We start from the raw sequence: 11,496 nt of genomic DNA, 5'->3' as shown, positions 1-11,496 counted from the left end.
GCCCTCCGCCCCGGCGTACAATCGCGCGCATGACAACCTGGGGCAACACGTGGACGACGACATCGATATCAGCGGCGCGGCCGGCAATGCGCGCAAACCACGCATCCGCCACCGGGGGCCGGACAAATACCCGCTGATCCTGAACGCGGCGCGCCGGCTGGTGGCGCAGGCGGGTTTCCGCGAGGTGCAGATGTCCGCCATCGCCGAGGCGGCCGGGATTGCCATCGGCACGCTGTACCGCTACTTCCCCGCGAAAGTCGAATTGATGATGGAAGTGGTGGACCAGACCGGCCAGCGTGAAATCGACGTGGTGGCCGGCGTCGCCATGGGCGAAGGCTCGGCCGCCGAACGGCTGGGCGGCGCCGCCTGGACCTTTGCCAGCCGCGCGCTGCATGGCCGCCGCATGGCCCATGCGCTGGTGGCCGAGCCGGTGGATCCGGAAGTCGAGGCGGTGCGCATGAAGTACCACCGCGCCCTGTCGCGCGTGTTCGTCACCATCATTGAACAGGGCATGCGCAGCGGCGAATTTCCCGCGCAGGACGCGCAGGCCTCGGCCGACTGCATAGTCGGCTGCCTGTTCGAAGGCCTGGTCGGACCGCTGGCGCTCGACGCGGCGGACGACGACCCCGCGCTGACGGCGCAGGCGGTGGCGATCATCAGCTTTTGCCTGCGCGGCGTATGCGGCAGCCCGTGCACCTTCGCGCCGCCGGCGCCGCGCCAGGCCGGTTAACAGCCGCTCAGTTCAAGCCATATTTGACCTGGATGGCTTTCCACGCGGGGTCGCCCCGCATGGCCGCCAGCACGGTGTTCAAGTCCTTTTGCAACGCCGTGTTGTCCTTGCCGACAAACAGGAAGCGCTCATATTCCGCATGTTTTTTCGCTGACACATGCAGGCTGCTGCCGGCCGCACTGCTTTTTCCCATCTGGCCCAGCAGGAAGGTATAGGTGCTGGCCGCCATGATGGTCACATCGACCTTCTTGCCCGCCACTTTCTTGATGTTGGTGAGTTCTTCCGACACGTCTTCGCGCTGGATATCCTTTTCAATCGCGTCAAAGCCGGCGTAGCGGTTGCCGGCAATGCCCCCGAATTTCAAGCCTTTCAGCGCATCGACGCCGGTGTATTCAATGGGTTTCGAGGTGTGGGAAATCACCAGGTTGGCATCGCTCATCAGCGGCTGGGTCCAGCTGTATTTCGACTTTTGCGCATCGTCGACAAACAGGGGATTCAAAAACAGCACGGCGCCCTTGAAATTCGGCTCGTGGATGACCGTCTTGTTGAGCACATCGCGCCGCAACTGCTGCAGCTTGAACTGGTATTTGCCTTTGAGCTTGTCGTTCAGGTACGCCACCAGGTCGGCGGCCAGGCCGCCCTCGCCCACGACAAAGGGCACCGACTGGTAAGTGTTGTAGGCGGGGACAACTTCCTGAGCAGTAACATGGCCGGACAGCGCGGCCAGGATAGTCACTGCGGCGAGCGGAGTACGCTTGAGCATGGATCCTCCCTGGAGAAAAACAGCCGAGCTTGCAGCATACACCCGGACACCGGGCGGCGGCGTCGAATCCGCACCGGAGTGTGGCCCGCGCGCCATCGGGCCCCGCCTTTACCGCAGCTTTTCCAGCATCTGGAAATACCACATCCCCAGCGAGTGCCGACTGTACCGCTTACTCCTCCGCCCCACTACCGCAGCTTTTCCAGCATCTGGAAGTACCACATCCCCAGTGCCAGCACCTGCCGTCCCATCCAGTCCCCCACCGGCATGCGCAGATGGCTGAAGCGCTGGAACGTGTCGAACTGCTCCATGGTGCCATTGATGGCGCTGGCCATGACCTCGCCCACGATATGCGATGTCGCCAGGCCATGCCCCGAGTAGCCCTGCGCATACCAGACATTGGGCGCCAGCTTGCCCAGCTGCGGGATGCGGTTGAACACGATGCCCATGTCGCAGCTCCACTGGTGTGAAATCCCCACGCCGCGCAATTGCGGGAAGGTGCGTTCGATGCAGGGCCGCAGTTCGGCGGCAATGTCGCGCGACGGTTTGCCGGAGTAATTGGCGCCGCCGCCAAAGAGCAGGCGGCCATCGGCCGTCATGCGGTAATAATCGAGCACGAAGCGGCTGTCATACACCGCGACGTTGTTCGGATTGAGTTGCCGCGCCAGCTCGCCCAGCGGTTCCGTCGTGACGATGCCGCCCGCCGCCGGGAAAATCATGCCGCCCAGCTTGCGCCGTTCCAGCTTGTGGCTGACGTCACCGGCCAGCATCACCTGGTCGGCCACGATGCAGCCGCGCGGCAGGCGCAACACCGGCAGGCGGCCATGGCTGATTTCCAGCACCGGCGACTGCTCGAACACCAGCCCGCCCAGGCCCGCCAGCGCGGCGGCTTCGCCCAGGCACAGGTTCAGCGGGTGCAAGTGCATGTTGTTGCGGTTGTGGATCGCGCCGAGATACAGCGGCGTGTCGAGGAAGGCGCCGATATCCTGTTCCGGCACCCAGTCCACCATGCCGCCCATGCCGCGCCGGACCATGTCGTCAAAGGTATCCCGCAACCCGCGCAAGTGCGCGCGCTTGTACGCGGTATGCAGGTGGCCGAAGCGCAGGTCGCACTCGATGCCGTAGCGCGCGATGCGGTTGCGGATCAGTTCATGGCCGCGCCAGCGCAGGTACCAGATAAAATCGTCGGCGGCTTCGCGTCCCACCGTCCGCGTCAACTGCCGCAGCAAGGCGGCGTCGCCGGACAGGCTGCCCGTCACCTGCCCGCCATTGCGCCCGGACTGGCCCCAGCCGATGCGGTGCGCTTCCACCAGCGCCACCTTGCGGCCCCGCTCGGCCAGTTCCACGGCCGTGGCCAGGCCGGTGAAGCCGCCGCCGATCACGGCGACGTCGACCCGCACCTCGCCTTCCAGTGACGGGTAGCGCACGGCGCTGTTGGCGCTGTCGGCGTAATACGATGAAATGCGCTCAGTGTTCAAGGACGTCATCACACCAGCTCCAGGTAGCGCTGCAATTCCCAGTCCGTCACACTGTGGTTGAAACGGCGCACTTCCCACTGCCGCGTCTCGACGAAATGGTCCACGAAGGGGGCGCCAAACAGTTCGCGCGCCAGCGCGGAGCGCCGCATGGCTTCCGTCGCTTCGGCCAGCGTGCGCGGCAGCCGTTCGACCTGTTCCGCGCCGCTGTTGGCGCCGGCAACGGGCGGCGCGTCCAGCGCCAACTGGTGGCGGATGCCATACAGCCCGGACGCCAGCGCCGCCGCCATGGCGAGATAGGGATTGGCATCCGCGCCCGGGGTACGGGTTTCCAGGCGCATCGCGCTGCGGCTGCCGGGAATCACGCGCAGCGAGGCATTGCGGTTGTCCACCGCCCATGTCGGCTTGACGGGCGCCAGGTTATGGTCGACCAGGCGTTTATAGCTGTTGATAAAGGGCGCATACATCGGCAGCAGGTGCGGCAAGCAATGCAGCTGGCCGGCGATAAAATGGCGCATGGTGGCGCTGATGCGGTGCGGCTCGTCTTCATCATGAAAACAGTTGCGGCCATCGCGCCACAGGCTCTGGTGCAAGTGCTGGCCGCATCCCGCATGGTCCATCGAGTATTTGGCCATGAAGGTGTTCAGCAAATCGTGGCGACGGCCGATTTCACGCACGGATTCCTTGAACAGCACGGCGCGGTCGGCTGTTTGCAGCGCGTCGCCATAGCGGATCGCCGCTTCAAAATTGCCCGGCCCCGCTTCCGTATGCAGCGCTTCCAGCGGCACGTCGATGGCGGCCAGGCTGTCAAACAAGTCGCGCACGAAGGCCTGTTCGGCGCCGATGCGGAACGGCGAATAATTGGTCAGGCCCTGGGTGGCGGGCTGCAAGCCCCGGTAACCCTTGGCGCGCACCGATAGCTCGGTTTCCGTCAGGACCGTCCATTCGAATTCCACGCCCACCTGGGCGGAATAGCCCATCGCGCCGGCTTGCGCCAGCACGCGCTTCAATACCTGGCGCGGACACACCGGCAGCGGCGCGCCATCGGCCTGCGTGTGGTCGCCGATCAGCAGCCAACAATCGCCATCCCACGGCAGGCGGCGCGCCGTGGCGCGGTCCAGCACCAGGCCGATATCGGGAAAGCCGGTATGAAAGCCGGTATAGCTGACGTTCTCATACAACTGGTCGGCGATGTCCCAGCCAAAGACCGCGCTGGCAATGGTGCCGCCGCCTTCGAGCATGGCGGCCAGCTTTTCGCCGGACACGTGCTTGCCACGGCAAACGCCGTCGATGTCGGTGACCATGAAGCGGCCATAGGGTTGCGAGGCCAGCAAGTCCGGGCTGAATGCGGCCGGGGCTTTCAATGCGGGGGGTAATGCGGTTGTCGTATTCATGATGTCGTTTCCATGCAATCGCTCCTGCACGCGCGCAGGAGCGCGCCACCGGCAGGCAGAGTGCCGGTGATCGGGTGTCAATCGGGTGTATAGCGGGCGTGTTGAAGCGGCGGGCGTGCGGCCCGCCGCGACAAGAAACGGACTTAGATGACGTCCGGCGGTGCTTCGGGACGCGGCGCCGGCCACGATGCGGGCTGCCGGCCCGCCGACTGCGCCAGGCGGGCCTGCTCGTTGACCAGGATCAGGTGGCTGGCCAGCGCATGCTGGCAGACCCGGTGGCTGGTGTCGAACAGCGCCGCGTGCGCCGGATCGCGCATGATGGCTTCGATCAGCAGGTAATGATCGAGGATGGTCATGGTGCGCGCCATCACACTGCACTGCTCGCGGCTGACGTATGGCGCCAGGTGCAAAATCGCATCGGTCAGCAAGGCGTTGACCTGCAAGTCGATCTCATCTTCCAGCGCCTGCAAGGCCGGCACCGACGCCAATACGGAAATCAGCACGCTGACGCCCGGCACCTGTTCATACAGCGGACGCACCGCTTCATACACGGTGTCCAGGTAGCGGATCAAGTCCACGCAGCCGGTCTTGGCCGGATGGACCGCCGCCACCGCGTCTTTCACGCGCTCGAGCCACTGGCTGGCCAGCGCGTGGACCACGGCTTCCTTGTTGGGGAAGTATTCATACAGGCCGCCGACGGACAGGCCGGCCGCTTCCGCGATGCGCTTGGTGGTCAGCTTGGCCAGGCCGCCGCGCGCGATTTCCTCGCCGGTTGCCTGCAAGATGACTTCGATGGTTTTAAGCCCGCGCTCCTGTTGCGGGACGCGCCGCTTGCCGCCGGTCCGCTGCGCGGCGCTGGCGGTGCCAGCGGCGGCGGGTTCGGCTTCAGTAACGGCGGAAGGTTGTTTTTGCATGCTGATCAGGGTAAGTCAGGTTGATGGGAGCGCAGCCGATTATGCCACAGCCTTTTGCGGCGCCAGGGACGCCTGTCCGGCCGGCGGGAACCGGTCCACGAACAATCGGGAGGTTCCGGCCTGCGCATGGTTGGCGGCAATCCGGAACACGGTTTCATCGTCATACGCATTGGCGACGATCTGCATCCCGGTTGGCACGCCCAGTTCGGACAAGCCGGTCGGCGCGGCCAGCACCGGATAGCGGTTCAGCAAATTGAACGGCGGGGTCAGGCACCAGCCCAGGTAGGCGTCGATGGCCTGCCCGCCCACTTGCAGCACGGGTTCGGCCGCCGGGTCCTGGTCCGCCGCCAGGTCCGTGGTCAGCATCGACGCGCAAATGAAGGCCGCGTAGCCCTTGCTCCACACCCGCTCCTGCATGTCGCGGTGCAGTTTCTGGCCCACCGCCGCGCTGGGCCAGATCGATGGCGGCTGCTGTGTTTTGGCCTGCTTATGCAGCGTACTCGTATAGCTGCACAATTGCCCCGCCTCGGCATCCGTGATGCCGTGCATGAATTCATCGACGAACAGCGCGCGCAAGCCGTCCAGCAACACCTGGTTGACTTCTTCCAGGTCCCAGTGCAGGGCAACCTCCTCGACGATGGCGCCACGGCTGCGCAAGCCGTCCAGCGCGCGCAGCAGGTTGTGGCGGATATCCGGCGCCAGCGCCGTGTGGCCGAACGCGGGGCTGTACGCGATACGCATGCCGGCCAGGTCGCCGTAGGTGGCGGGCAGCGGCGTGTATGGCAGGGTGGTGAACGATGCCGGATGGGGGCCGGCCAGCACGTTTTGCATCAGCACCAGGTCATCGAAGGTGCGCGCCATCGGCCCTTCCACCGCCTGCACCATGTATTCATCGCCGGGCGCGCACGGCAGCCGGCCAAACGGCGGCTTGTAGCCATACACGCCGCACAGCGACGCCGGCAGGCGGATCGAACCGGCCATGTCGCTGCCGGTGGCCAGCGGCGCCACGCCGGCCGCCAGCGCCGCGCCGGAACCGCCGGACGAGCCGCCGCACGAATACGGCAGCGCCCAGGGGTTGCGCGTCACGCCATACAGCTTGCTCCACGTATGGCCCATCACGCAGAATTCAGGATTGGTGGCCTGGAAATACGGGATCGCGCCGGCGTCCAGCAACTTGTCGACGATCGGATGGTTTTCCGTGGCGATGCGGTCGCGGTACAGCAGCGACGCCAGTGGACGCGGCCAGCCTTTGACGCTGGTTTCTTCCTTGATGATGACCGGCACGCCTTCGAGCGCGCGGGCGGCGCCCGCCGCATAGCGGCGGCGCGCTTCCTGCGCCATGGCGCGGGCCCCGTCGAGATACAGGCCGGCCGCGCAATTGACGGTGGCTTGCTGGCCGTGCGCCGCGTCGATCACGGTTTCCAGGTAATCCACCGGATCCAGGGTGCCGGCGCGGAAGTGCGCCCGCAGTTCGGTGGCGGAGAGGTAGCTTGGTTTTTGCATGGTCATGGTATCGGTGATGAGTTATTCGGTGGCGGCCTTGCGGGCCGGGTAAAACGCGGTGTCGGGGCGCGGCAGCCACCAGTCGTGGATGCGCGGCTGGTGGTCGAGGATGACCATCTTGGTGCGGCGGAAGGCGTCCAGGCCCTGCCGTCCCAGCTCGCAGCCCAGTCCCGACAGCTTGCTGCCGGAAAATGGCAGCGCATCGTTGTCGATCAGCGGGTTGTTAATCCACACCATGCCCGATTCGAGCCGGCTGGCCGCTTCCATGGCTTCGGCCAGGTCGGTGGTGAAGACCGACGCGCCGAGCCCGAATTCACTGTCGTTGGCCAGTTGCAGCGCCTGGTCGAAATCGCCGACCTTGCAAATCGCCGCCACCGGGCCAAAGCACTCCTCGCGCATGATGGCCATGTCCGGCGTGACGCCGGTCAGGATGGTGGGTTCATAAAACCAGCCCGGCGGGCAATCGGGCGGAATGCGGCCGCCGCACACAATGGTGGCGCCCTGCTCCACCGCGCCGCGCACCAGGCGGTCCACCTTGTCGCGCGCAGCCTGGCTGACCAGCGGGCCGATGTCGGCCACGCCCATGCCGTCGCCGACGCGCAATTGCCGCGTGCGGCGCGCAAACTCGGCCACGAAGGCGTCGTGGATGGCATCGACGACAAAGAAGCGCTCGGACGAGGTGCACACCTGCCCCGCCAGCAGGAATGCGGAATTGACGCAGCCGGCCGCCGCCACGTCCAGCGGCGCATGGCGGGATATGATCATCGGATCGCTGCCGCCCGCTTCCAGCACGCACGGTTTCATGCGCTCGGCGCAGGCCACGCCGACCGCGCGCGCCGCGTTGACGCTGCCGGTGAAGGCCACCGCGTGGGTACCGGGTGACTGCACCAGCAACTGGCCGGTCTGCGCATCGCCAGGCAGGCAGGACACCAGGCCGGGCGGCAACGCCGCAAAGTATTCCATGAAACGCAAGGTGCACAGCGAGGTGGCTTCGGCGGGCTTGATGATGCAGGCGTTGCCGGCCGCCAGCGATGCCGCCACCGTCCAGCACAGCAGCAGGATCGGGTAGTTGAACGGCAAAATGTGCACGCTGACGCCATACGGTTCATAGCGCATGTGCTGGAACGAACCTGGCTGGTTGCTGCCCGCCACCTTGCCGCCATCGTCGCGCGCCATTTCCGCGACATAGCGGAACACCGACGCGCAGATCGCCAGTTCGCCTTCCGCGTCCGGGTAAGGTTTGCCCATTTCGCGGCACACCAGCTTGGCGACCTCGCTGCGGATCGGCGCTGTTTCCAGCTGGTGCGCGATGGCGTGCAACAGCGCGGCGCGGCTTTGCGTGTCGGTATGTTTCCACTGTTTCTGCGCGCGGTTGGCGCTGTCCACGGCGCGCTGCACGTCGTCTTCGCCGCAGATGGCATAGCGGCCGACCGGCGCCAGCGTGGCGGGGTTGATCGCTTCCTTCGACTGTAGCGACAGCGGGGCGACATAGGCGCCGTCCAGGTAGAGCTGCGGGCGCAGTGGATTAAAGCCTGAGAAATTCACTTGCATGGTAAGTCCTGTTATTGAAAATGTGAGCCACGTGGCGCGTGCTCACGTAGGGCGGATCGGGGGTATCGAGCCGCCATGCTCGCGTCGCGGTGCGGTCCGCGTTGGCGGCGGCGCCGGCATGGCGGCTTCCGCCCCGGCGGAAACCGCCCCACGGGTTTGGCGTCAACACGGTGAATTGATTGGGCGCCAGCGCAATGGCATCAACTGGTGCGCAGCGCGCGGATGATCGCCGTGGCGCAGGCCTGGCCGGTTTCCACGGCGCCGTTCAGGAAGCCGGAATGCTGCACCGACGCGTGTTCCCCCGCAAAGTGGCAATTACCCTGGCGTACCCCGGCATAGCCAAAGTGGCTGGTGTAGCTGCCTTTCGGGTGCGCCGTGTACGCGCCCTTGCTCCACGGGTTGCCGGGCCAGTAATTCAAGATTGCGCGGCCGTTCCACAATGGCTTGATGCCGGGGAAGGTCAGATTCAAGCCATTGAGCATGGCGTTGGCCTTGACGTTGAGTGGCTGGTCGTTCATGGCCACCGCCACCGCGTCGCCCGAGAAACAGGTCAGGATGCCGCTGGTCCCGGGCTGCGCGCGCGTGACTTCCCAACTGATCTGGTACCCCTCGTCGCTGTCGCTCAAGCCGGTATAACCTTGCTCGCGCCAGATGCGGCGGTCGAACTGCATCTGGAACTTCGAGTGCATGCCCATGCGGAAGGTGCGGATGGTCTCGGCCTTGCGCGCATCGAAGCCCGCGCCGCTGTAGTCGACCGCGCTTTGCAGGATGGAAAACGGCAGCGCCAGCACCACGTGGTCGGCCGGCACGGTCACGTTGCCGACGCCGTTGCGGAACGTCAATGTGTAGCTATCGTTGCTGTTCTTGACGATGCGGGTCAGCGCATGGTTCTTGACGACCTGGCCCGGGTCCAACGTGGCGGCCATGCGGGTGACCAGCTGGTCATTGCCGCCACGGATATGGAAGCGTTCGTCCGAACCACGGGCGGCAAAGAAACCCACCAGGTCCAGGGCGCTCGCTTGCGTGGCGGCGACACCGGCCGACGCATCCATCAGCAATTTGAGCAACTTGCCCTGGCGCGACGCCAGCCCGCCCGGCACGTACATCGTGATGTAGTCCGTCACCGACATGTTGTCCAGTTCCACGCCGCGCTGGGTGTGCTGGTTATAGGTTTGCGGGAACGGCGCGGCGCGGTTGTCGGCATCGATCTGATCGGCAAAGGCGGCAAAGTCTTCCACCTGCTCATCCCACGTATAGCGCGCGCCGTCGATCCAGAAGGTCAGCTCGCCGCCCTGCTCTTCGTCATAGGCATTCAAGTCGTCCATGTCGAGGTCCAGCTCGGCGGCCAGCCGGCGCAATTCAAGGTGGCCGGTATCGATCAGCTCACCGCCGTTTTCCGCCACTTGGCCGGGAAACGCCGTGGTATTGGACCAGCAGCGCCCACCCAGCCGGTCGGACGCTTCATACACGGTGGCGCAAATGCCGGCTTTCTTCAATTCATAAGCGCAGGCCAGGCCGCCCAGGCCGGCGCCCACCACCACCACGCGGCGGTTGCCCGGGCCGTCGAACATGCGCCGCGCCGCCATCAGCGGCCCGCTGGCCAGCATCGCGGCGGAACCGGCGGCCGACAGTTTCAACAGCTTGCGGCGCTCGCGCTGCATGGCCAGAGCTTCCTGGTTTGAAATCCCGTGCTGGTTGCGCAGGCGCGCCACGTCCATGACGGACATCAGGATGCGCTTCAAGGGGGAATGCGGCATGTTGTCTCCTTTATTATCGGTTTGTGTGTTGGAACGGATCGCTACTTGGTGCCACTGCCTACTTCGCTTGCATAACCGGGGCCGTGGCCGGCCGGTTGTTCTTGCGCTGCGCCACCAGCCAGTACGCGATACCGGCCGCCAGCCAGCAGGCGCCGACCGTCAGCGCCATGGCGCTCAGTTGCGTCAGGATCACCAGCACGGCGGCGATGCCGCACAATGGCGCGCCGACGTGGCGCCACAAGCTGCGCTCCCGGTTCCTGCCGAAGTGCACCAGCACCGACAGGTGCACGAACAGGAAGCCCGTCATCGCGCCCACGCTGATCAGGATCGCCAGTTCATCGATACGGTCGCGCATCAGCAGCGCGATGCCCAGCGACACGCAAGTCGAGACGATCATCGCGACATAGGGATTGCCGTGGCGCCGGTTGACCTTCGCCAGCGCGGCCGGCAAGGTCCGGTCGCGCCCCATGGCGAACAGCACCCGCGCCACGCCGACCTGCATCGGCAGCACATTCGGCACGCCGACCACGATGATCAGGAACCAGGCCAGCCAGACCCCGGCTTGCGGGCCCGCCACGGCATCGAGCAAGTCATACGGCACCCGGGCCGGATCGCCGATCGGGAAACCGGCCAGCAGGTTGCCCAGCACCCACGCCGCCAGCACGAAGATGCTGCCGCTGATGGCCAGGTTGGTCATGATGGCCTTGCCCACCACGCGGGTATTGCCATCCTTGACTTCCTCGGCCAAGGTCGACACCGCATCGAAGCCCAGGTACGACATCACGCAGATCGAGGTGGCCGCCAGCACGGCGGCGCCGTCGAATTTTCCGGGCGTGAACAGCGGCGCCATGGTCAAGCCGCCGCTGCCCTTGCCGTCGGCCAGCGCCACCACGAACAGCGCCAGGACACCGGCCATCAGCACCAGCTGCAGCACCACCGACAAGAAGCTGACGCGCGACGTGACGCTGATGCCGAACCAGTTGACGGCAAAGGTCGCCGCCACCGTGACCGCGATCCAGGTGGCGCGGTCGCCGTGCGGCAGCAGCGTTTCCAGGCTGACGGCGCACAGCGCATAGGTGAACGCGGGCACCAGCAGGTAATCGAGCAGGATCATCCAGCCGGCGATAAAGCCAGCGAACGGGCCCATGGTGCGGCCCGCGAAACCGTACACGGAACCGGCGCCCGGCATGGCCGGCGTCATCACCGCGTAGCTGTTGGCGGTGAAGTAAATGCACAGCGCGCCCAGCACATAGGCCAGCATCGGCAAACCGCCGGACACGGTCCAGAGGAAGCCCGCCATGGTGAGCGGCGCCACCGGCGCCGTGTACGCCAGGCCATAGAACACCAGGTCGCGGTAACCCAGCGCGCGCTTGAGCTGCCCCGGTTCATCGCCTGTGGAAAGGGTTGCCATC

The 11,496-nt window shown here is 65.8% G+C and carries 9 protein-coding genes; 1 reads left to right on the top strand and 8 read right to left on the bottom strand.

All coding sequences use genetic code 11. The features are described 5' to 3' along the window. Positions 1-49: 49 nt before the first annotated feature. On the top strand, positions 50-730 hold the full coding sequence (locus AC1RRC_RS04165; RefSeq protein WP_493054000.1) for a TetR/AcrR family transcriptional regulator: 681 nt from the start codon (positions 50-52) through the stop codon (positions 728-730). Positions 731-737: 7 nt separating this feature from the next. Here the strand turns inward: AC1RRC_RS04165 and AC1RRC_RS04160 are convergent, their stop codons facing one another. The 8 genes from AC1RRC_RS04160 to AC1RRC_RS04125 all read right to left on the bottom strand — a co-directional run bounded on the left by AC1RRC_RS04160 (position 738) and on the right by AC1RRC_RS04125 (position 11,495). After that, positions 738-1,493 (bottom strand): substrate-binding periplasmic protein, encoded by a 756-nt coding sequence (locus AC1RRC_RS04160; RefSeq protein ID WP_493053999.1) that lies wholly within the window; start codon positions 1,491-1,493, stop codon positions 738-740. 185 nt (positions 1,494-1,678) lie between these two features. Then, positions 1,679-2,977 carry an NAD(P)/FAD-dependent oxidoreductase gene (locus AC1RRC_RS04155; protein ID WP_493053998.1) on the bottom strand — a complete coding sequence of 433 codons (1,299 nt, stop codon included), beginning with the start codon at positions 2,975-2,977 and terminating at the stop codon, positions 1,679-1,681. After that, the gene (locus AC1RRC_RS04150) at positions 2,977-4,359 is read right to left on the bottom strand and encodes a glutamine synthetase family protein (RefSeq protein ID WP_493053997.1); all 1,383 of its coding nucleotides are present in this window, start codon (positions 4,357-4,359) and stop codon (positions 2,977-2,979) included. Before AC1RRC_RS04150 ends, AC1RRC_RS04155 begins: the two co-directional genes overlap by 1 nt. 143 nt (positions 4,360-4,502) lie before the next feature. Continuing rightward, a complete protein-coding gene (locus AC1RRC_RS04145; RefSeq protein WP_493053996.1) occupies positions 4,503-5,273 on the bottom strand; it encodes a TetR/AcrR family transcriptional regulator in 771 nt (256 codons plus the stop codon). A gap of 39 nt (positions 5,274-5,312) precedes the next feature. Then, complete coding sequence (locus AC1RRC_RS04140) at positions 5,313-6,776, bottom strand: amidase (RefSeq protein WP_493053995.1); 1,464 nt, start codon at positions 6,774-6,776, stop codon at positions 5,313-5,315. Positions 6,777-6,797: 21 nt separating this feature from the next. Next, positions 6,798-8,327 carry an aldehyde dehydrogenase family protein gene (locus AC1RRC_RS04135; protein WP_493053994.1) on the bottom strand — a complete coding sequence of 510 codons (1,530 nt, stop codon included), beginning with the start codon at positions 8,325-8,327 and terminating at the stop codon, positions 6,798-6,800. 200 nt (positions 8,328-8,527) lie between these two features. Further along, on the bottom strand, positions 8,528-10,084 hold the full coding sequence (locus AC1RRC_RS04130; RefSeq protein WP_493053993.1) for a flavin monoamine oxidase family protein: 1,557 nt from the start codon (positions 10,082-10,084) through the stop codon (positions 8,528-8,530). A gap of 58 nt (positions 10,085-10,142) precedes the next feature. Beyond that, a complete protein-coding gene (locus AC1RRC_RS04125) occupies positions 10,143-11,495 on the bottom strand; it encodes an APC family permease (RefSeq protein ID WP_493053992.1) in 1,353 nt (450 codons plus the stop codon). Between the last annotated feature and the right edge of the window lies 1 nt (position 11,496).

This window comes from Pseudoduganella sp. GW821-FHT12E03 (assembly GCF_058807115.1).
The sequence above is the reverse complement of the archived record's forward strand: the minus strand, read 5'-3'. Positions and strand labels throughout refer to the sequence as shown.

Excerpts from the sequence above, each read along its gene's own strand:
- AC1RRC_RS04150 (WP_493053997.1), bottom strand. The coding sequence starts at position 4,359 with ATGAATACGACAACCGCATTACCCCCCGCATTGAAAGCCCCGGCCGCA.
- AC1RRC_RS04135 (WP_493053994.1), bottom strand. The coding sequence starts at position 8,327 with ATGCAAGTGAATTTCTCAGGCTTTAATCCACTGCGCCCGCAGCTCTAC.
- AC1RRC_RS04125 (WP_493053992.1), bottom strand. The coding sequence starts at position 11,495 with ATGGCAACCCTTTCCACAGGCGATGAACCGGGGCAGCTCAAGCGCGCG.
- AC1RRC_RS04130 (WP_493053993.1), bottom strand. The coding sequence starts at position 10,084 with ATGCCGCATTCCCCCTTGAAGCGCATCCTGATGTCCGTCATGGACGTG.
- AC1RRC_RS04145 (WP_493053996.1), bottom strand. The coding sequence starts at position 5,273 with ATGCAAAAACAACCTTCCGCCGTTACTGAAGCCGAACCCGCCGCCGCT.
- AC1RRC_RS04160 (WP_493053999.1), bottom strand. The coding sequence starts at position 1,493 with ATGCTCAAGCGTACTCCGCTCGCCGCAGTGACTATCCTGGCCGCGCTG.
- AC1RRC_RS04155 (WP_493053998.1), bottom strand. The coding sequence starts at position 2,977 with ATGACGTCCTTGAACACTGAGCGCATTTCATCGTATTACGCCGACAGC.
- AC1RRC_RS04140 (WP_493053995.1), bottom strand. The coding sequence starts at position 6,776 with ATGCAAAAACCAAGCTACCTCTCCGCCACCGAACTGCGGGCGCACTTC.